Below are 19,314 nucleotides of genomic sequence, written 5' to 3' on the forward strand. Positions count from 1 at the left end.
GGGCGAATCGGGCCGGCGCGAGGAGAACCGAAGCCCGGGCCTCGGGTGGGGCGGATCGCGATGGCGGGCGGGGCAGCAGGCGCCGCACTTCGTCGGCGGGCAGTCCATGCCACTCGTGACCGGGTTCGGGTGCGGGCAGTGGCTCGTCGAAAACCCTGCTCCCAGAACGGAGTCCGGACCACAGGCCCGCGAACGCGCTCATGTTGACCGCGTCGGGGCCGTACCCGGGCACCCCGGGTACGAGCATGAGCGCGCCGATCGCCGAACCCGACATGGACAGCCGAATTCCGCGGGCGGTCTCGGCGCGGGCCGCCGGGACCGCCCGCAGGATTCGCCACGCCGCCGCCAGATCGGCGGTGAAGACGTCGGCGCCCCAGGGCGCGTCGGCACCGCGGGAGATGCCGACGGTGATGTCGGCTTCATGCTGGGCGGCCATCGCGGAGGTGGTCACGAATGCGACCGTCGCGCCGTCGCGGCGCAGGTCCGAGACTGCCTCGGCGAGAGTGTCGTCGAGTGATCCGGTGACCGGCCGCAGGGTGTCGAAGCCCCGCCCCAGCGACCGCAGTCCGTCGTCGTGCGCCGAGACCACCCGGGCTCCGGTCTGACGGGCCGCGCTGACCAGTGCCGTGGCGAAGGGGTCACGCACCGGGCTGACCAGAGCCTCCCCGGCGGCCCCGGCGCCGGGGATGGCGGACAGCTGGTGCCAGCCCGGGCCGAGCAGCCCGGACTCCAGCGCGGCGTGCGCGGCCTGCCAGGCCGCGGTGCGGTCCGGGTTGGCGACGCCCCGCACCCGGGTCACCATCAACGCGTCGGAGTAGAGAGCACGCGGGTCGATGACGACGGCATCGATCCGGTCCAGGGCCCGCAGCGCTCGCGGCCGCATGATGACGGTGTCACCGGCGGCGGTCAGGCCGCGGGTCAGGGCGCAGCCGAAGGCTTCCCGGGCCGCGCGGGACGGCTTGGGTGCGGCCACCAGGGCGGCGGCGCCGGAGACCGCGGGACTTAGCGACAGGGCGCCGATGACCGCTGCTGCGCTCAGGCCGATCCAGCCCGCGCGGTTGGCGTACTGCTCGCCGGGCCCGGTAGCGGGCCCGGTAGCGGGAACGGTTGCGCTGCGGGGAAATCCGCTCGGGCACTGGTCGGCTAACTCAGGTTCGCGCCGGTGCCAGGCCTGGCGCACGTGCCACGCCTCCCGGGCCAGCAGCGTGCGTATCGCGGTGTCGGCGGCGGCCGCGGTTGGCGAGACCGTCAGGACGTTGGCGGCCGCGTTGAGGGCCGCCATCAGAAACTCGGTCCCCTCGTTCCCCAACTGCCGGACGACCCGGTCGCGGACGGCGGGGACCTGGTCGACGAGCGTCGGTCCCACTGCCGCGATTTTCGGCAGTCCCGGCAGCCTCATCGACGCGCCGGCGATCGACAGGCCAAGGCCCACCGCCGCGGTGGCCGCCCCCAGTGTCCGGGCGACCAGCATGGCCTCGTCGCCGGGCAGGGTCAGCGGGCGGTGACGGCGGGCGGCTGCGGTGCGGGCGCGGCGCTCGGCTGCGGCGACGGCGGCGGGGAGGTCCGGCTCGGGTATCCGGGAGTCGAGGGTGACCACGACCCGGGCGACCGAACGGTTGAGGACCGCGTCGATCACACCGGGAACGCCGCGGACCGCCTGCAGAACCTCGTCGGCGACCGCGTCGGCGTCGGGGCCGGACAACCCGCGGACCTCGACCCAGCGCCGGCGGCCGTGCCGGCTGGTGCGCCGTCCCGGCGGGCCGCCGACCGCCTCGACGGCGATATCCGCCACGGCGCGCACCACGCTGCGGGCTCCGGGAACAAAGTCAAGGGCCGCCCCGCCGGCCCGTGCCGCGGTGAAACCGCCGACCAGCGCCGCCGAACCGGCCAGCCCGGCGGCCAGCGCGGTGGTGGTGGCGGCGGCGTCGAGGCCCGCCGATGCGATGCGAAGCGGGGTGCGCAATACGGTCCCGATTCCCGGAACCGCGGGCCGCGACGTCACCCGACCAACGCTACCGCTTTGCGATTGCGGCCTCACCGGCTCGAAGTGGTCGTCGGAGATGAACGTGATGCGCTGTCCAGGTGAATTCCGAATGCGGTTCGGTGGGACCGCTGCCGGAGGGATGAAAATTGCAGTGGCGGGATGGCGGCTAGGACCGCCGGGGATACAGAGCCGCCGCGAAGAACGACAAGTCGCTGGCGGCCCTGCAAACGACCGGACGGTTGGGATCCTTCCTTGACTGCTGAGATCACCCCAGCGTTGCTACTTCGCCGCGGGCTGACGGCCGCATCCGGCGGAACGGGCATCAGTATCGGCGTTGACCGCGATCCGGCCCCGGCTAACGTCGATACTGGTATCTGAGAAGCTACCTATCCGGAGACTGGAGGTCCCACGGCAATGTCTCTGGGCCGGGCCGTCCAGCCCACTGTTCTCGACGTGCTGTCCGTGCGGGTTGAGGAGCCGGCAGTCGCGCCGGTCGAGCAGGCGGTCGTCGACTGCGCGATCTACTCCGACGGGGTTCGTCTTGACGGCTCCCACGACTTCAACGAGGCCCTACTGCAGGTGCGCCAGATGAATAACGAAGGCCGGAAGGCCTTCGTCTGGCTGGGCCTGCGGGAGCCAAGCGACCATCAGATGGCTCCCGTCGCAGAGGCGTTCGGTCTGCACCCGATCGCGGTGGAGGACTGCGTCCACGCCCAGCAGCGCCCGAAGGTCGAGCGTTACGACGACACGCTTTTCGTGGTGCTCAAGACGGTTCACTACGTCCCGCACGAGTCCGTGCAGACCGCCCGCCGCATCGCCGAGACCGGCGAGATCATGGTGTTCGTCGGCCAGGATTTCGTAGTGGCCGTGCGGCATGGCGACCATTCCGGGCTGGCGGGACTGCGCCGCGAGTTGGAGGGCGAGCAGGTTCAACTCCGGCTTGGACCCCACGGTGTCCTTCAGGCGATAACCCGCCATGTCGCCGAAGGCTTTCTGGAGGTGACCGGCCCTCTGGAAGCCGACATCGATGCCGTCGAGGAGCAGACGTTCTCAACTGAGTCATCGACCGAGATCGAACAGATATACCTGCTCAAGCGCGACGTCCTGCAACTGCGAAAGGCCATCGGCCCGCTCGGCACCGTACTGGAGACCTTGACGACCGACGATGCCGATCTGCTGCCGAGCGAGGTTCGCCGGTACATGCGCGACGTACTCGACCACCAGGCTCACGCCGCAGACCAGATCGTCAGCTACGACGAGGTCTTGTCCGACCTTGTCGAGGCCGGGCTGGCCCGCGCGCATCTGCAGCAGAACGTCGACATGCGCAAGATCTCGGCGTGGGTGGCGATCGCCGCCGTCCCGACGATGATCGCCGCCATCTACGGCATGAACTTCGAGGACATGCCCGAACTAGCCTGGAGGTGGGGCTATCCGGCGGTTCTGGCGGTAATCGCTTCGGTCTGTGCAGTCCTCTATGCGACGTTCCGGCGCAATCACTGGCTTTAGCCGGCAATCAGACCCACCGCAGCAGCACATCGTGCGGCCAGCTGTCCGCGCGCCGCGTCGGGCAGCTGCAGCGGCTGCACTGCGACATCAACCATCGTCATCCGGGTCCGCACGATGCGCTTCAGCGACGCCCACAGCGAATCCTCGCCGAGAAAGGCCGTGACGGTCGACGGGGAGCCGTCGCGGTGGTGGTAGGTCAGCCGTAGCGGCTGGACCGGGCGGGCGGTGTCGATCGCGGCCTGGAACAGGGCCGGGCGGAAGCGGCCGCTGTCCAGGCCGCAGTAGGTGGTGCCCTCCGGGAAGGCGACCACTGTGTGGCCCTCCCGCAGCCGCCCGACCACGTTTTGCACGACGGCGGGCAGCTGCCGCAGGCTGCCGCGGTCGATCGGGATCACATTGGCCAATCGGGCGGCCAGCCCCACCGCGGGCCAGTCCACCAGGTCGGCGCGGGCCACGAAGGCTCCCGGCAGGACCGCTCCGACGGCGAAGATGTCCACCCACGACACGTGGTTGCTGACCACCAGCATCCCGCGCAGGTTGCGGATCGGGCCGCCGGAGAGGGTGATCCGCACGCCGAGGCAGCGCAGCACCGCGCGGCAGTACAGCCGTTTGGCGTGCCGATGGCCGGGCAGGGGTACCGCCAGGACGGGCAGTGCGGTGAGCAGCAGCGCGGTTCCCACGATGCGCCGAACGGTGCGGACGGCGGCCAGGGCGGTGTTTCCCGAGCGGCCCATTCCGGATTCGACGCAGTGAGGTGTGCAGGAGGTCCGCGGCAGCCAGGCGTGCTCGACGACGCTCATCGGCCGGTGCCCCCCTTGCCGGCGCCGGAGGCCGATCTCAGCCGGTTGAGGTAGCGCAGGTCGGCCGCCCGTTTGTCCAACAGCGCCGGAAAGTCGCCCACCCCGAAGGCGGGATCGTGCGCCGGTTCGCCGCAGACCCGGGCACCCAGCCGTAGATACGCCCGCAGCAGCGCCGGGACGGTCGTCTGCCCGGGCGGAGCGATGTCGTCGAGGCGTCGTCCGTTCAAGACCACCGGCCGATACGGATGGACCGCGTAGTCGGCGCGGTGGCGGCTGAGAACCAGATCGCGGATGCCGCGTAGCTGGGAGCCCGGAGGCCCGTCGCCGTGGGTGGGCACCGAGACGCAACCAATGACGTAGTCGTATCCGCTTCGGTCCAGATAGGCCAGGATTCCGGCCCACATCATCAGGATTACCGCGCCGTTGCGGTGGTCGCGGCGGACAACCGCGCGGCCCATCTCGACCATTGAGGGCCGCAGTGGATCGAGGCTGCGAATATCGAATTCCGTTGCGGTGTAAAGGCCGCCGGCGGCGATGGCGCCGGGCGGCGGCAGCATGCGGTAGCAGCCGACGATCTCACCGGAGTTCTCTTCACGGACCAGGAGATGGTCGCAGTGCTCGTCGAACCTGTCGGCGTCGAGCGCTTCGTCGCTTTCGAAGGTGTAGCCCGGCTCGGTGGAGAACACGTCATGGCGCAGCCGCTGAGCGGACTCGACGAGGGCCGGATCGGAGGTCAGGAGCAGGGAGTAGCGGGGGCCGGCGAACCGGCGGGTCTCGGTGTGGTCGGGGCCGATGAGTACAGAGGCAGTGCTCACACCTGCACAGTCGATGAGCCGGGTTGCGGGACAACTACTTGTACGTGTGGTGTCGGTGTACGGCTGATGACGAATGACTGCGGAAACACTGTCCACTGCGCGCTGAACCGACAGCCAGTCGACGTCCGCCGTACCCCCGCACGCAACCCGGCCGAAACCGCCGGATGTCACAGTCGAGCCGTGCGAGTCGCCATCATTGCCGAATCGTTCCTGCCCAACATCAACGGTGTCTCCAACTCGGTCCTGCGGGTGCTGGACTGTCTGCGCGCCGCCGGCCACGAGACACTCGTCATCGCTCCGGACAATCCGGGCGGTGACCCCCCCGCTGCCCGGGTCCACGACGGGGTGCGCGTGCACCGGGTGCCCGCTCGCATGGTTCCCACGGTGACCTCACTGCCCCTGGGACTGCCCGGGCCTCGGATCGCGCGCGTACTGCGCGGATTCGACCCGCATGTCGTGCACCTGGCCTCCCCGGCACTGCTGGGTTACGGCGGACTGCTCGCGGCGCGGCGCATCGGCGCTCCGACCGTCGCCGTCTACCAGACCGATGTGGCGGGTTTCGCGGCCAGCTACGGGGTCCCTTTCGCGGCCAGGCCGCTGTGGGCGTGGACCAGGCACCTGCACTCCCTGGCCCACCGGACCCTGGCTCCCTCTGCCTCGTCTATCGCCGCCCTTCGCGCGCATGGTGTTCCGCGCGTGCACTATTGGCCGCGTGGAATCGACGTCACCGGCTTCGCCCCCTCGGCCCGCGATGAGGATCTGCGCCGACGGTGGTCTCCGCAGGGCAAGCCGATCATCGGCTACGTCGGGAGGCTGGCTCCGGAGAAACACGTCGACAGGCTCGCCGTCCTCGCCCGCCGGGAGGACATCCAGGTCGTCATCGTCGGCGACGGTGTCGACCGGAGCAAGCTGCAGGCGGCGATGCCGTCGGCGATGTTCACCGGCGCCCTGCACGGGCCGGAGTTGTCCGCCGCATACGCAAGCATGGACGTCTTCGTCCACCCCGGCGAGCACGAGACCTTCTGCCAGACGGTTCAGGAGGCGCTGGCATCGGGACTACCGGTTGTCGCACCCGACGCCGGGGGGCCGCGGGATCTGATCGCCCCGTTCCGCACCGGCCTGCTGCGGCCGGTCGACCGGTTCGAGGTTCTGCTCGGCCCGTCGGTCGACCACCTGCTCGCCGAGCGGCCGCGCTACTCGCTGGCCGCCCGCCGCAGCATCCTGGGCCGCACCTGGCCGGTGATCTGCGAGCAGCTCGTCGACCACTACCTCGACGTGCGCCTGGGAGGGCGGCGAACCCGGCCCGACCCGGCCCGGACCGCCTAGCCAGGCGCCGTCTCGTCCGCGCCGCAAAGCCCCGATCGGGGCGCCGCGGGCTGCTAGATTCGGCATCGACCGGGCACCCGGCCGCGCAATGGAGGTCCCTGATGAGCAATGCCGGAGAGCGCGCCCGACAACTGGCGCTGGTGTCTCGGCTGAAGACCGTTTTCCCGGAGGTGCCGGAGTGGCCGACCCCCGACGAGATGACCCACGACCACTGGTTGGCGTACATGAAGACCAGTCACGACGTGGGCGGGGAACTGGACTTCCCGCACCTGTACGAGAACAAAGAGGAAGAGCAGTGGGAGCTGATGACCTACGTGCTCTGCGAGGCCCTGGGCTGGGGCGGCATCTGGGTGTCCGAGGAACGCCGCCGGATCGGCAACGTCGACGTCGGCCGGGCGATCTATCTCGGCGTGCCCTACTACGCCCGCTGGCTGTGGGCGGTGGGCCGGGTGCTGGTCGAGAAGAAGTACATCACCTGGGCAGAGCTGACCGATCGGCTCGCCGAGGTGCAGGCGCGCTACTCCGGTGGTTTGGACGGCAAGTACCCGCAGGCCAAGCCGAAGTTCGAGGGCGACCCGTCGAAGGTCAAGCGCAACAGGCACATCGAAGAGGCGAGGGGCAAGGGCGACCCGCAGCGCTTCGCCGGGATGGCCGGTCCGGCGAAATTCTCGGTGGGCCAACGGGTCCGGGTCCGCGAACTGCCTGCGATGTACTACACCCGCACCCCGGAGTACTGCCGCGGCGCCGAGGGTGTGATCGCTGAGGTCACCTACGAGACCCCGGCACCCGAGGACGAGACCTGGGACATCGAGGACGCCAAGCCGGAGTGGATGTACATCGTCCGCTTCAATCAGTCCGAGTTGTGGGACGTCTACACCGGGCCGGCCAACGACACCCTGCAGACCGAGATCCCGGAGCGCTGGCTGGAGGCCGTGCATGTCTGACCATGACCATGACCACAGCGTCGACGGTGACCACATCCGGACCGTAAAGCCGATGGTGGACGAGATCACCGACTTCGAGGTGCTGGAGATCGCGCTGCGCGAATTGTGCATCGAGAAGGGACTTTTCACCGCCGAGCAGCACCGGGTGTTCACCGAGTTCGCCGAACAGATCGGTCCCACCCCGGCCGCCCGGCTGGTGGCCAAGGCTTGGCTGGACGCGGATTTCAAGCAGTTGGCGCTGACCGACGCCGTCGCCGCCGCCAAGCAGGTCGGGGTGGACTGGCTGGACCCGACCGGCTTCGGCACCCCGAGCGACTTCACCGCGTTCAAGATCCTCGAGAACACCCCCGAGGTGCACAACGTGATCGTCTGCGCACTGTGCTCCTGTTACCCGCGGCCCATCCTGGGCAACTCCCCGGAGTGGTACCGCACGCCGAACTACCGACGCCGCATCGTGCGCTGGCCCCGGCAGGTGCTCTCGGAGTTCGGTCTCGACCTGCCCGAGGGGGTCGAGGTCCGGGTGGAGGACTCCAACCAGAAGCACCGCTTCATGGTGATGCCGATGCGGCCGGAGGGCACCGACGGCTGGAACGAGGACCAGCTGACCGCGATCATCACCCGGGACTGCCTGATCGGCGTCGCGCTGCCCAAGCCCGGGGTCACCACCAACGTCACCCCGATTGCCCGGCCGGCCGTCCGGCCGATCGAAGAATGAGCGGCCAGACCCGGTCCGGCGCGGAGGATTTCGCAGTCCTCGACGAGATCGTCCAACGCAAGCAGGTGTGGCCGGTGCTGGCCGCCAAGTACGGGGTGGACAACCCGCTACCGCCGTGGAAGACAAGCCTCGACGGCCTGTGCGACGTGCTCGACCGGTCCTGCGCCGCCGACGGATCGGCAGACCTGTCGTTCAAGCAGCGGCGTGACGAGGAGGACGAACTGTCGGCGGCCCGCTACGCCGAGCTGCCCTATCCGGAAAGTCAGCTGGTCGCCCTGGCCCACTCACTGCTGGCCCGCGGGCTGATCTCGGAGGACGATCTGCGGGAACGGCTGGCGTCGATCCGCGCCCGCCTCGAGGCCTGAGCGCCGGCCGTGGCGGCCACCTCGGCGCCTGAGGGACGGCAGTCGCTGCCGGACCGTCTGGTCGGACTGGGGCCCAAGCGGTGGTATCAGGGTCTGGCGGCGGTCGCGCTGGCGATCACCGGCCTGTTCGGCGGCCTGGACCGGGTGGACACCGCGGTGACCCGCATCGAGCCCGATGCCGAGTTCGACGACGGTGCGCTGACGGTAACGGTCAAGCGGGCCAGGCTGCTGCCGGAGGTCACTGCGGGGGAGAGGGTTCTGATGAGTGCCGCGCCCGGCTGGCAGTACCTCGCGGTGGTGACCGCGCTGGCCAATGACGGGACCGAGCCGGTGCCGCTGCCCGATGAGATCGACCTGCGCAACGTCGAGACGACCGGCGACGTCACGGTCTTCCGCCTGGCCGACGGGTCGCAGACCGCATCGCTGGGGCCCGGGCTCTCCGGAGAGTTCGCCTACGTCTGGCAGCTGCCCGCGACCGCCCTGCGCCCCGGAGAGGGCGTGAGCCTGCGGATCTGGAAGAAGAAGTACATCGAGTTGTCGGTGGCGCTGGGGAGAGGCTGGATCGACAGCAGCACCGACTACGCGGAAATGGAACTGCCGGTGGGGGAACGGAGGTGACCGCCGCCCCGTACCGAAACGCAGCGCGGGCGCTGGCGGCCGCAGCGGTCATCGGCGCCTCGGCCGTGGTCTGGCACGACCTGCCGACCCGCAGTGAGGTCTACGCGCCGTTCCCGGTATCCGGCGTCCTCGGTGCGCCGGCCAACGGCCGGGCCCTCACCGCGACCTTATCCGCTGTGCAGATCGCGCCGGAACTCGAAATCCGCTCCGAGAAGTTCCGAGCCGCTTCGCTGGCCGCCATCGGCCAGTGGCTCGTCCTGGAGACCGAGATCCGGTCCGGGGATCAACCCGAGCGTGCGCACGCCGAACTGATCGCGGGTCCCGACAGATACCTGCCCACCGACCGCCTTCCGGCGTGGGCGAGGATGACCGGCACCCTCCAACCCGGATTCCTCACCCGGGGCGCGTGGGTTTTCGATGTCGCACCCGCGGCGATCACCGACCGGCCTGTCACCCTTCGCACCTGGGTCGGTGACGGATTCCTGGACTCCAGGCTCGACATCCGCATCGACCTGCGTGACGGACGGGTCGTACGGTCCGAGGTCGCCTCGCTGCCACCGACGCGGGTCGTGGTGGCGTGAACACCGTTCCGCTGTGGCGGCGCAACGTGGCCGGCGCGATCGTTCTGGGAGCCTCGCTGACCTTCGTAGCCGTCACGCAACTGTGGCCGGACTGGTCGCGGTACCGCGCCGGCATCGAGCCCGACCAGACGGTGGGCCGTGACGAAGCGGCGAACCTCGAGGGCCGGCGCTGGCAACTGGAGTCCGTGCGCCGGACGGATGGCGGTCCCGACGTCCCGGCCGGTGCGGTGGAAACCGTTGTGACGCTCAGCCGTTCCGGCGAAGCAGCCGGTCAGGACTGCTCGGGAACACTCACCGACGGCACCCGCAGATGGGATGCTGAGCCGTTCCCGGCCGTCGGCGCGGGAGCCACCAGCCGGTGCGGGCAGGCCGGTCCGCTGGAACTGGCCTTCCTGACCCCTGCCGGTGTGACACCGACCGCCGTCGATATCACGCGGTCAGACGGCAGGATCCTGCTTCGCCTGCTGCTGTAGTCCGGATTCGGCCGTGCGGGCGTGATGGACGCAGTACGCGAACGCCGTGGCGATGACGCACATGCGCACCGGCTGCACGATCAGATGCGAGAGCAGGCTCAGCGTCGGGTCGAAGCCGTGGTGGAACGCGCTGGGTCGTGGACCGAAAAACATTGCCATGCCGCGGAACAGGTAGCCGGGGGTCGGCTGGCCCGTATAGAAACTGCCCGACATGTCCAGCCACGCCAGAACCAGGTAGGCGAGGACATAGGCGGCCAGTCCCAGCACACCCGCGTGGACGATCAGCCGGGCCGACTCGGCCAGCGGCCGGTACTTGCCGAGCTTGGCGGCGGCGTCCTCGCGGCTCCTCTCGCGCAGCTTCTTCGGCATGGCATCCCAGCGGCGGCGCAGCCTCCGGCCCGGCCGGTTGGCCCGCGCAAGAACGTCGTCGGCCCTCCTGCCGATGACCCGGCGCCCGATACTGAGCCAACTCGCGCGGGCCGACACCCCGTAGACGATGCCGGCCACGGCCAGCCAGATCAGCGGCACCGCAGCGCCGCCGAACACCGCCCGGACCGATGCGCACAGTCCGTCCCAGACGATCCGCAACGGATGGAATTGGGAGACCGCCGAATTCACGACGGAGTCCAGCCAAACCACCACCCGGCGTTCCCTGACCCATCCGCCCGGATTGATCAGCAGTTTGAGGCCATGGCTGGCAGACAGGGTCAGCACCAGGAAGACCCAGAGCGCGTCGATGTAGACCCGTAGCACCACCGTCCAACGCGGTAGACGGTCGTCGAGCCGGCCGAGGACGAACCGCATCAGCAACGCCGAGAGAATGATCGCGATGGTGACGTGACTAGCCGGCAGCGCTTCGGGGTGCAGGTCGGCGGGAGTGGCCGCGGACATGGCTTCGCCGATGCGGTAGGTCAGGGCGCGTGACTCGAAGGCCAGCCAGTCCTCCTTGAACATCTGCCAGCCCAGGTAAATCGCGAAAGCCGGTACCACGACGCTGGCGAAGACGTTGATCGGCCGGCGGGGTTCGGTGGCGTCGGTCGCGAACTCGGGGAAGGCCGGACGCAGAGCCAGCAGCATCGCGACCAGGGAGCCCAGCCGGGCCAGCACGGCCAGCGGCATGACGAGCGAGGCCCACACGTCGTTGTCGTGCCCGGCCCACGCCGCCAGCGAGATGGCGCCGTCCCGCGCCAGCAGGCCGACCAGGTAGATCGCCGCCAACTGCGGCCAGTACTGCAGGCATACGGCCATCCGCTGCAGGGCGAAGCGCACGGTCGTCATCGTAGATGTCGATAGATTCATACCGATGAGTTGGCAGGTGCTCCAGCCCTACCTCGTGGCGCTGGCGATCGGGTTGATGCTCGGCTTCGAGCGCGAGCGCAGCCACAACCGCACATTGCCGGCCGGCTCTCGCTCCTTCGCGCTGCTTTCGCTGCTGGGGGCGGTCGCGGCCACCTTCAGCCCGTGGGCGGTGATCGCCGGACTCGTGGGAATCGCCGCGCTGATGGCGCTGGCGTATTTCCGCACCAGCGACGACGACCCGGGCACCACCACCGAGATCGCCGCGCTCGTCGCCTACCTCCTGGGTGCGCTCGCCCACAGCCGCCCCGCCGTGGCGGTTGCGCTGGCCGTCGTCGTCGTCGGCCTGCTGGTTTCCAAGACGCGCATCCACCGGTTCGCGCGCGACATCGTCACCGAAGTCGAAATGGAAGACGCCATCAAGTTTTTCGTGGTGGCATTCGTGGTGTTGCCGTTGCTGCCCGATCAGCCCATGGGCCCCTACGGCGTGCTCAACCCGGCGAAGGTGTGGCTGTTGGTCGTGCTGCTCACCGGGATCGGCTGGCTGGGCTATCTCGGCGTCCGGGCGCTGGGATCCGAGCGGGGACTGCTGATCACCGGACTGGCCGGCGGCTTCGTCTCGGCCAGCGCGACCACCGCGTCGATGGGCCGACTCAGCCGCACCGCCGGTCTGCGGGCCCCGCTGGCCAGCGCGCTGGCCGCGAGCCTGGCCACCTTCGCCCAACTGCTCATCGTCATCGGCTACGTCGATCCCGCTGTGCTGCGCCGGTTGTGGCTGCCGGTGGTTGCCGCCGCGCTGGTGCTCGCGGGGGTGGCCGCCTACGTCTACCGCGGCGCGGTGAATCACCGCGGGGCCGGCGCGGCGGCGATCCCGGCCGGCCGGCCCTTCGCCCTGAAACCCGCACTGGTGCTGGCGGCCGTTCTGGTGTTCGCCCTGCTCGTCGGGCGGTGGGGCGCCGACGTTCTGGGGCCCCGGGGAGCGGTGCTGGCCGCGTTCGGCGCCGGACTGGCCGACGCGCACGCCGGATCGGTGGCCGCCGCCGCCCTGGCCGCCAAGGGGGACATCACCGTCCGCGTCGCGCTGGCTTCGATCGCCGCGGCGCTCGGCTCGAACCTGCTGGTCAAGGTGGTGCTGGCCTTCAGTGCCGGCGGCCGCCGGTTCGGGCTGGGTTTCCTGGCCGGGATGGCCGCTCCGACCGCGGTTTTCGCCGCCCTGATTACCGCCGCGATAACGATGGCCTGATTCCGTGAGCGGGGCCCGCGTGGGTGGGACAATTCCGGACATGTCTGATGACGAGGTCACCGACCCGCCGATGCACGGCCTGCAGTCCAAGGGCCTGAAGAAGGGTTCGGTCTCGCTGATCGGCGCGGTGGCCATCGGCCTGGCCGCCACCGCACCGGCGTATTCGCTGACCGGCGCGCTCGGGCACGGGGTCGACGAGGCCGGCTACCAGATGCCGATCGTGTTCATCCTCGCGGTGATCCCGATGTACTTCATCGCGCTGGCCTACAAGCACCTCACCGACGTCGCACCCGACGCGGGCACGGTGTTCACCTGGGGGACCAAGGCGATCCTGCCGCACATCGGCTGGATCGGCGGTTTCGCCTTGATGTTGTCGAGCATCCTGGCCGGGGTCGGCGCGGCTGGCATCACGGTCAACGCCGCGACCGTCGCGTTCGGGATCGAGGACCCGCCGGACTGGCTGAAGATCCTGATCGCCGCCGTCTTCATCCTGGTGACCACCTGGCTGGTGGCCAGGGGGGCGGAGGAGTCCTCGCGGACCACCCTGGTGCTGACGGTCATCCAGTACGGCGGCCTGGCGTTGTTCGCGGTGATCCTCGGTCTCAACATCATTCGCGAACGGCGCAACCCGACCGCCGAGCCGTTCTCCTGGGACTGGTTCAACCCGTTCGCCATCACCAGCTTCAGCGCACTGCTCGGCGGTTTCCTGGTGGCGGTCTTCATCTTCTGGGGTTTCGACGCGTCGCTGTCGATGTCGGAGGAGACCGAGGGCACGCCCGGACAGTCCGGGCGCAGCGGTATCACGGCGATCATCATCACCGTGATCACCTACGTGGTCTTCAGCGTCGCCGCCCTGGCCTACGCCGGTATCGACGACAACAGCCCCAGCAGCCTGACCAACAGAGAGAACATCGACGACATCTTCTCCAGCCTGGCACGTGACGCCGTCGGCCCGAGCGGCGCGCTGATCGCGGCGGTGATCGTCGGGTTGTCGGCGTTCTCGGCCACCCTCTCGACGGTGATGTCGACGGTCCGGGGACTGCTGTCGATGGCCACCTACAAGGCGCTGCCCAGCAGGTTCGCCTCCGTCGACGACGTCCGGCAGACCCCGAAGTTCGCCACCTGGTTCATCGGCCTGACGACGCTGGCGATCTACGCCGGTCTGGTGGTGGTCAGCGACAGCATCGTGGAGGACACCGTCTACAGCGTCGGCATCGCGATCATGACCTACTACACCGTGGTGGCCATATCGTCGGTGATCTACTTCTGGGACACCGCGTTCTCGAACTGGCGCACCGCGCTCGAACAGGTCATCCTGCCGGCCATCGGCGCGATGGTTCTCATCCCGATCGGTGTGATCCAGGCCTACCAGATGGCCCAGCCGGAGAACGGGTCGAGCGGGTCGCTGGCCGGCATCGGCACGGTGTTCGTCATCGGCGTGCTGAGTCTGGTCTTCGGGGTCCTGTTGATGATCGTCTGGAACCTGAAGTCCCCGGCGTTCTTCCGTGGCGAGACGCTGGCCCGCGAACGGGCCCAGCGAGCCGGTCAGCAGTGAGAGCCGATGTAGCCGAGGCGCTGAAGCGTATTCTGGACGCGCACGGAGGGGTGGAGTACTGGCAGTCGCTGTCCGCGGTCGAGGTGTCGATGTCGGCCTCGGGATTTCTGTTCCGCGCCAAACGGATTCGCCCGCTGCACCACGCCGTGGTCGTCGTGGACACCGATGACCCCCGCGCCGTGATGAAGGACTTCCCGACGCCCGGGTGCACCGCCTCTCTGCTCGGAACCCACCGGGTGGAGATTCGCGACGCATCCGGCGCGGTTCTGCGCCACCGGGACGATCCCCGGCAGGCCTTCGGCCCGGGACGCCGCTCGCTGTACTGGGACGATCTTGATTTCGTCTACTTCAGCGGATACGCGATGTGGTGTTATCTGACGCTGCCTTTCCTGCTCTTGCACCGCGGCGTCAGCATCGAGAACTGTGAACAGGGCGCGGACGGCTCGACGGTTCTGACCGCCGCGTTCCCCGACTACCTGCCGGTGCACTCCCCGGTGCAGACGCTGTACTTCGACCCGTCGGGACGGCTGCTGCGCCATGACTACACCGCCGAGGTGGTGGGCGGCTGGGCCAAGGCCGCGCAGCTCTGCGCCGACTACCGCAAGTTCGGCGGCCTGTGGGCGCCGACCCGGCGGCGGGTCTACCCGAGGGGTCCGGCCAACCGGCCGCTGCCGCTGCCCACCCTGGTGGCCCTGGACATCCACCATGTCCGGCCGATTCCATACTGACTTCAGCGCCGGGCGCCCAGCGCCTTGTAGATCTCGAACCAGGCGACGCCGAGCAGTCCCGCGGCACCGGCCACCAGCCATCCGGTGGGCGGCATCGCGCCGAAGCTGAAGGCCTGCCGCAGAGCGGGCACGGTCAGGATCGTCACCAGCAGCGCCGACGCGCCGAGCAGGATCCACTTCAGGGCGGGGTTGCGGCGCTCGCGGAACGTGTGCCACACCGGCAGCCGCCAGGACCGGTTGACCACGATCAGGGCCAGGTTCCCGAGCACTAGCGCCGCGAACGTCACCGACCGGACCGAGTCGGCGGGGTAGCCGTTGCGCAGTGCCCACAGGTAGACCGCGATGATCGCCGCCAGAACCGAAAGGCCCTGGAGCACGGCGATGGTCAGCACTCGGGGGCCGAACATCGGCTCGGACACGGCGCGGGGCGGTGAGTCCATGATCTTCGGGTCGATCTGTTCGGCCTCGAAGACCACCGAGCAGGCCGGGTCGATGATGAGTTCCAGGAAGGCGATCTGAACCGGCAGCAGCACCAGCGGCCAGTCGGCCACGAACACCGGGATCAGCGACATCCCGACGATCGGCAGATGCACGGCGATGACGTAGGACAGCGCCTTGCGAAGGTTGTCGAAGATGCCGCGCCCCAGACGCACGCCGCTGACGATCGAGGAGAAGTCGTCATCGGTGATCACCAGAGCCGCGGACTCGCGCGCGACGTCGGTCCCGCGGGCGCCCATCGCGATCCCGATGTCCGCGGCGCGCAAGGCTGGTGCGTCGTTGACACCGTCGCCCGTCATGCCGACCACTTCGCCGTCCGCCTGCAGGGCCCGCACCAGTTGGAGTTTCTGCTCCGGCACCATCCGCGCGAACACGCACACGTCTCGGATGCGTTCGGCGAGCGCGGCGCCGGTCAGGTTCTCCAGGTCCCGGCCGCTGATGAAGCCGGGGCCGGTGTCCAGGCCGACGTCGCGGGCGATTGCCATCGCCGTGCCCGGGTAGTCGCCGGTGATCATGATGGTGCGCACCGAGGCCCGGCGGCACTCCGCGACCGCCTCGGCCACACCGGGCCGGACCGGGTCGTGCAGGCCGGCCAAGCCGAGGTAGCCGAATTCGTAGTCGCGCTGGTCGGCCGGCAGTTCGGCGCCGGCGGGCAGACTCGCCCGCGCCACCCCCAGCACGCGTTGCCCGTCGGCGGTGGCCTGCTCGACCTGGGCGGTGAGCCGGGCGCGCTGGGCGTCGGTGAAGCGGCACAGGTCGGCGATTGCCTCCGGGGCGCCCTTGGCGGCCACCACGTATCCGCCGTCGGCGGCCCGCCATACGTGGGACAGGGCGAGCAGGTTCTCCGAGAGGGGATACTCGCGGACGAGTTCCCAGTCCGGGTGGGTGCGGGCGGTGCCGGAGAGGTATCTGCCCTCGAGTTCGCGGAACGCCCTGTCCATCGGGTCGAACGGGTCGATCGGGGACGCCAGGACGGCGGATTCGGCGATGGCGTGGAACTCCTCGGGCAGCGGCGCCTCGTCGAGGGTGTAGGTCTGGCCGTCGACGATCAGCTGGCGCACCGTCATCCGGTTCATCGTCAGGGTGCCGGTCTTGTCCACGCACAATACGGTCGCCGATCCCAGCGTCTCGATGACCGGTGGCCGGCGGGTCAGCACGTGCTTGCGCGACATCCGCCAGGCGCCCAACGCCAGGAACACCGTCAGCACGACGGGGAACTCCTCGGGCAGCAAGGCCATCGCCGCGGCGATACCGGCGAGAAGACCGTTGAGCCAGCTGCCGCGGGTCAGCCCGTAGACCACCACGACGATAACTGCGGCGAGCACCCCGACCGCGGCGAGAACCTTGACCAGCCGGTCGATTTCACGCTGCAGGCGGGTGCGCTCCGGTTCGATGCCGCGCAGCGCCGCGCCGATCCGGCCCAGTTCGGTGTCGGCGCCGATCCGGTTGGCGACGGCGATACCGTGGCCCTTGACCACCAGCGTCCCGGAGAACACCCACGGCGTCGCGTCCCCGCCAGGGCGGCCCATCCGATCGGTGTCCGGGCTGCCGACCTTGCGGACCGGGACCGACTCCCCGGTCAGCGCGGACTCGTCGACCGACAGGTTGGTGCTTTCGGCCAGGACCGCGTCGGCGGGCACCCGGTCACCCTCGGCGAGCAGCAGGACGTCGCCGCGGACCACGTCGCGGCCGGCGATGCGCACCTGCCGGCCGTCGCGGATCACCAGGGCCCGCGGTGAGGACAGGTCGCGCAGCGCGGCCAGGGCCCGTTCGGTCTTGTGCTCCTGATAGATCGAGATGCCGATCACCACCAGGACGAATGCCAGCAGCATCGCACCGTCGAGCGGCTCGGCCAGCAGGAAGTTGACCGCACCCGCGCCGAGAAGCAGCAGCAGCATGGGCTGGCGGATCACCGCCCACGCCTCCTGAGCGAGGTTGCGCCGCTTGGCGGTGGGCAGTTCGTTGGGTCCCTCGGACGCCAGCCGGCGGGCGGCCTCGACGGCGGTCAGCCCCTCCGGCAGCGGCGTCGTCATGGGTCCGATTCTGTCGCACCCCGGCGGTGTTCCCGGTTACAGGTTCGCGTCCCGGGCCCGAACCGGCGGTGTTCGCTCCGGCTCCGGTGGCTCGACCGGGTCATGGCCGGGCGGCAGGTGGTCGGGCGGCTCGATGCGCAGTTTGTGCGCAACCGGCACATCGGTGGAGGAGTGCACGACGATCGACAGCGCGATCGTCACGGCGATCAGGTCGAAGAGCTTCTCCCCCTCGGGGATGCCGGCCTGCAGGACCAGCAGCCCGTAGACCACCGACGCGAAACCCTTCGGCCCGAACCAGGCCGCGGTGAGCTTCTCCGCCCGCGGCATGCCGGTGTTCACCAGCGACAGCAGCATCGAGGCCGGGCGCACCACCACGATCGCCAGGACCGCCAGCAGCCAGCCCTGCCATCCCAGATGCGACAGCCGTTCGGGGGTGATGAGCGCGCCGAACAGCAGCAGTGCGGCGAACTTGGTGAGCTCGGAGAGCAGGTCGCCGAACGGCTCGAAGGTCTCCGCGGCCACGTGGTCGAGGGTGGCCAGCGCCGAACCGGCGGCGAAAGCCGCCAGATACGGATTGGCATGTGTCAGATGGCATGTCGCATACACCACGATGGCGATGGCGACCGGCCCCAGCGGCTGCAGGCGCGGTTCGGCTTTGAGGATCGGGCTGCGCCAGGCCAGCGCGACGAGCGCGGCGACGCCGACGCCGATGACCAGGCCCAGCACCAGCTCCAGTAGCACCTCGCTGATGTGGGAGCTCTCGTGCTTGGCCAGGGCGAGGAAGATCAGCACGAACGGCAGCGCCAGGCCGTCGTTGAGGCCGGACTCGACGTTGAGCAGACGGCGCAGCCGCAGCGGAATGTCGCTGCGACCCACCAACGCCGAGGCGAACACCGGGTCGGTGGGGGAGAGGATCGCGCCCAGCAGGAAGGCCGTCGGCCAGTCCAGGTTGGCCAGGAAGTGCGCGGGAACCGCGATCCCGACCATGGCCAGCGGCATGCCCAGCCCCAGGGCCCGGCCGGACAGCCGCCAGCCCTCGCGCAGGGCCGGGACGCTGGCCCGCTGACCGTCGGTGAACAGCACCGTGAACAGGGCGATGTCAGCGAGCACCGCGACGATCTCGTCCTCGGCGCTCTGGGTGACGATCCCGAAGCCGCCCGGGCCGAGCAGCGCGCCGGCCACCAGGAACAGCAGTGCGGTGGACAGCACCGTCCGGGCCGCCAGGCCGGACAGCGAGACGCTGATCAGCAGTACCACGCCGTACGCGAGGACAAGCGCCATCGGGCCCACCTTCCATTGCCTGCGATGATGTCTACATCATGCGAAGCATTCCCACACGGCTGATCGGCATGCTGATCGGTACGGCAGTTGCCGTTTCGCCGATACCGGTTGCGGACGCCGACGTCCAGGCGCTGAGTCCCTACGACGTCAGCAACCCCGCGGTCGGGTATCTCAACCCCGCCCTGCTGGGTGCGGTCCAGCAGGCCGCCACCGCCGCGGGCGCCGACGGCGTCACCCTGACCATCACCTCCGGTTGGCGCTCACCGGAGTTCCAGCAGCAGCTGCTCGACGACGCCATCGCCACCTACGGCAGCCTGCCGGCCGCGCTGCAGTACGTACAGACCCCCGGGCGGTCCCGGCACGTCCTGGGTCAGGCGGTCGACATCGGCGGCCCCGCCGCGGAAGCCTGGCTGCAGGCCAACGGCGCCCGCTTCGGCCTGTGCCGGATCTACGCCAACGAGCCGTGGCACTTCGAACTGGCCGCCGACCCGGCCGGCTACTGCCCGCCGATGCTGCCCGACGCGGGCTGAGCCACACCCCCTCCTCGCCGCGA

The 19,314-nt window shown here is 69.7% G+C and carries 17 protein-coding genes and 1 pseudogene; 12 read left to right on the plus strand and 6 right to left on the minus strand.

The features are described 5' to 3' along the window. Positions 1 to 2,002, minus strand: a pseudogene (locus ACKOQ4_RS08500) (cation-translocating P-type ATPase); the annotation flags it as partial. 396 nt (positions 2,003 to 2,398) lie between these two features. On the opposite strand from ACKOQ4_RS08500, the gene ACKOQ4_RS08505 reads away from it, so the two are divergent. Next, the gene (locus ACKOQ4_RS08505) at positions 2,399 to 3,490 is read left to right on the plus strand and encodes a magnesium and cobalt transport protein CorA (RefSeq protein ID WP_526290789.1); all 1,092 of its coding nucleotides are present in this window, start codon (positions 2,399 to 2,401) and stop codon (positions 3,488 to 3,490) included. On the opposite strand, the gene ACKOQ4_RS08510 is transcribed toward ACKOQ4_RS08505, so the two are convergent. Beyond that, entirely contained in the window at positions 3,487 to 4,290 is an 804-nt protein-coding gene (locus ACKOQ4_RS08510; protein WP_526290791.1) for a lysophospholipid acyltransferase family protein, read from the minus strand. The genes ACKOQ4_RS08505 and ACKOQ4_RS08510 overlap by 4 nt on opposite strands. After that, positions 4,287 to 5,105 carry a GNAT family N-acyltransferase gene (locus ACKOQ4_RS08515; protein WP_526290793.1) on the minus strand — a complete coding sequence of 273 codons (819 nt, stop codon included), beginning with the start codon at positions 5,103 to 5,105 and terminating at the stop codon, positions 4,287 to 4,289. Before ACKOQ4_RS08515 ends, ACKOQ4_RS08510 begins: the two co-directional genes overlap by 4 nt. A 180-nt stretch (positions 5,106 to 5,285) precedes the next feature. Here ACKOQ4_RS08515 and ACKOQ4_RS08520 point away from each other — a divergent pair, with 180 nt between their 5' ends. The 7 genes from ACKOQ4_RS08520 to ACKOQ4_RS08550 all read left to right on the plus strand — a co-directional run bounded on the left by ACKOQ4_RS08520 (position 5,286) and on the right by ACKOQ4_RS08550 (position 10,127). Continuing rightward, entirely contained in the window at positions 5,286 to 6,431 is a 1,146-nt protein-coding gene (locus ACKOQ4_RS08520; RefSeq protein WP_526290795.1) for a glycosyltransferase family 4 protein, read from the plus strand. Positions 6,432 to 6,532: 101 nt separating this feature from the next. Next, positions 6,533 to 7,375, plus strand: a complete 843-nt coding sequence (locus tag ACKOQ4_RS08525) for an SH3-like domain-containing protein (protein ID WP_526290797.1) — start codon at positions 6,533 to 6,535, stop codon at positions 7,373 to 7,375. Next, positions 7,368 to 8,090, plus strand: a complete 723-nt coding sequence (gene scnC / locus ACKOQ4_RS08530) for a thiocyanate hydrolase subunit gamma (RefSeq protein WP_526290799.1) — start codon at positions 7,368 to 7,370, stop codon at positions 8,088 to 8,090. Before ACKOQ4_RS08525 ends, scnC begins: the two co-directional genes overlap by 8 nt. After that, positions 8,087 to 8,455 (plus strand): thiocyanate hydrolase, encoded by a 369-nt coding sequence (locus tag ACKOQ4_RS08535; protein ID WP_526290801.1) that lies wholly within the window; start codon positions 8,087 to 8,089, stop codon positions 8,453 to 8,455. Before scnC ends, ACKOQ4_RS08535 begins: the two co-directional genes overlap by 4 nt. 9 nt (positions 8,456 to 8,464) lie before the next feature. Further along, positions 8,465 to 9,073 carry a hypothetical protein gene (locus ACKOQ4_RS08540; RefSeq protein ID WP_526290803.1) on the plus strand — a complete coding sequence of 203 codons (609 nt, stop codon included), beginning with the start codon at positions 8,465 to 8,467 and terminating at the stop codon, positions 9,071 to 9,073. Next, a complete protein-coding gene (locus tag ACKOQ4_RS08545) occupies positions 9,070 to 9,654 on the plus strand; it encodes a hypothetical protein (protein ID WP_526290805.1) in 585 nt (194 codons plus the stop codon). The genes ACKOQ4_RS08540 and ACKOQ4_RS08545 overlap by 4 nt, the downstream gene beginning before the upstream one ends. Beyond that, on the plus strand, positions 9,651 to 10,127 hold the full coding sequence (locus ACKOQ4_RS08550) for a hypothetical protein (protein ID WP_526290807.1): 477 nt from the start codon (positions 9,651 to 9,653) through the stop codon (positions 10,125 to 10,127). The genes ACKOQ4_RS08545 and ACKOQ4_RS08550 overlap by 4 nt, the downstream gene beginning before the upstream one ends. On the opposite strand, the gene ACKOQ4_RS08555 is transcribed toward ACKOQ4_RS08550, so the two are convergent. After that, positions 10,092 to 11,405 (minus strand): hypothetical protein, encoded by a 1,314-nt coding sequence (locus ACKOQ4_RS08555; protein WP_526290809.1) that lies wholly within the window; start codon positions 11,403 to 11,405, stop codon positions 10,092 to 10,094. The two genes, ACKOQ4_RS08550 and ACKOQ4_RS08555, sit on opposite strands and share 36 nt — an antisense overlap. 25 nt (positions 11,406 to 11,430) lie before the next feature. Here ACKOQ4_RS08555 and ACKOQ4_RS08560 point away from each other — a divergent pair, with 25 nt between their 5' ends. Genes ACKOQ4_RS08560 through ACKOQ4_RS08570 form a run of 3 tightly spaced genes read left to right on the plus strand, consistent with a single transcriptional unit; the run spans position 11,431 to position 14,949 of the window. Next, positions 11,431 to 12,666, plus strand: a complete 1,236-nt coding sequence (locus ACKOQ4_RS08560; protein ID WP_526290811.1) for an MgtC/SapB family protein — start codon at positions 11,431 to 11,433, stop codon at positions 12,664 to 12,666. 40 nt (positions 12,667 to 12,706) lie between these two features. Further along, the gene (locus ACKOQ4_RS08565) at positions 12,707 to 14,221 is read left to right on the plus strand and encodes an amino acid permease (protein WP_526290813.1); all 1,515 of its coding nucleotides are present in this window, start codon (positions 12,707 to 12,709) and stop codon (positions 14,219 to 14,221) included. Then, positions 14,218 to 14,949 (plus strand): hypothetical protein, encoded by a 732-nt coding sequence (locus ACKOQ4_RS08570; RefSeq protein WP_526290815.1) that lies wholly within the window; start codon positions 14,218 to 14,220, stop codon positions 14,947 to 14,949. The genes ACKOQ4_RS08565 and ACKOQ4_RS08570 overlap by 4 nt, the downstream gene beginning before the upstream one ends. A 2-nt stretch (positions 14,950 to 14,951) precedes the next feature. Here the strand turns inward: ACKOQ4_RS08570 and ACKOQ4_RS08575 are convergent, their stop codons facing one another. Then, on the minus strand, positions 14,952 to 17,480 hold the full coding sequence (locus tag ACKOQ4_RS08575; RefSeq protein ID WP_526290817.1) for a cation-translocating P-type ATPase: 2,529 nt from the start codon (positions 17,478 to 17,480) through the stop codon (positions 14,952 to 14,954). A gap of 36 nt (positions 17,481 to 17,516) precedes the next feature. After that, positions 17,517 to 18,761: a cation:proton antiporter gene (locus tag ACKOQ4_RS08580; protein ID WP_526290819.1), complete on the minus strand. Its 1,245-nt coding sequence runs from the start codon at positions 18,759 to 18,761 to the stop codon at positions 17,517 to 17,519. A gap of 68 nt (positions 18,762 to 18,829) precedes the next feature. Between ACKOQ4_RS08580 and ACKOQ4_RS08585 the strand changes: the two genes are divergently transcribed. Then, on the plus strand, positions 18,830 to 19,291 hold the full coding sequence (locus ACKOQ4_RS08585) for a M15 family metallopeptidase (protein WP_526290833.1): 462 nt from the start codon (positions 18,830 to 18,832) through the stop codon (positions 19,289 to 19,291). Positions 19,292 to 19,314: the final 23 nt, after the last annotated feature.

The organism is Mycobacterium sp. (genome assembly GCF_046095365.1).
Lineage (GTDB): Bacteria > Actinomycetota > Actinomycetes > Mycobacteriales > Mycobacteriaceae > Mycobacterium.

What these genes read in the sequence shown, in the direction of transcription:
- ACKOQ4_RS08505 (WP_526290789.1), top strand. Translation starts at nt 2,399, where the DNA reads ATGTCTCTGGGCCGGGCCGTCCAGCCCACTGTTCTCGACGTGCTGTCC.
- ACKOQ4_RS08510 (WP_526290791.1), bottom strand. Translation starts at nt 4,290, where the DNA reads ATGAGCGTCGTCGAGCACGCCTGGCTGCCGCGGACCTCCTGCACACCT.
- ACKOQ4_RS08535 (WP_526290801.1), top strand. Translation starts at nt 8,087, where the DNA reads ATGAGCGGCCAGACCCGGTCCGGCGCGGAGGATTTCGCAGTCCTCGAC.
- ACKOQ4_RS08565 (WP_526290813.1), top strand. Translation starts at nt 12,707, where the DNA reads ATGTCTGATGACGAGGTCACCGACCCGCCGATGCACGGCCTGCAGTCC.
- ACKOQ4_RS08525 (WP_526290797.1), top strand. Translation starts at nt 6,533, where the DNA reads ATGAGCAATGCCGGAGAGCGCGCCCGACAACTGGCGCTGGTGTCTCGG.
- ACKOQ4_RS08585 (WP_526290833.1), top strand. Translation starts at nt 18,830, where the DNA reads ATGCTGATCGGTACGGCAGTTGCCGTTTCGCCGATACCGGTTGCGGAC.
- ACKOQ4_RS08580 (WP_526290819.1), bottom strand. Translation starts at nt 18,761, where the DNA reads ATGGCGCTTGTCCTCGCGTACGGCGTGGTACTGCTGATCAGCGTCTCG.
- ACKOQ4_RS08560 (WP_526290811.1), top strand. Translation starts at nt 11,431, where the DNA reads ATGAGTTGGCAGGTGCTCCAGCCCTACCTCGTGGCGCTGGCGATCGGG.
- scnC (WP_526290799.1), top strand. Translation starts at nt 7,368, where the DNA reads ATGTCTGACCATGACCATGACCACAGCGTCGACGGTGACCACATCCGG.
- ACKOQ4_RS08575 (WP_526290817.1), bottom strand. Translation starts at nt 17,480, where the DNA reads ATGACGACGCCGCTGCCGGAGGGGCTGACCGCCGTCGAGGCCGCCCGC.
- ACKOQ4_RS08555 (WP_526290809.1), bottom strand. Translation starts at nt 11,405, where the DNA reads ATGACGACCGTGCGCTTCGCCCTGCAGCGGATGGCCGTATGCCTGCAG.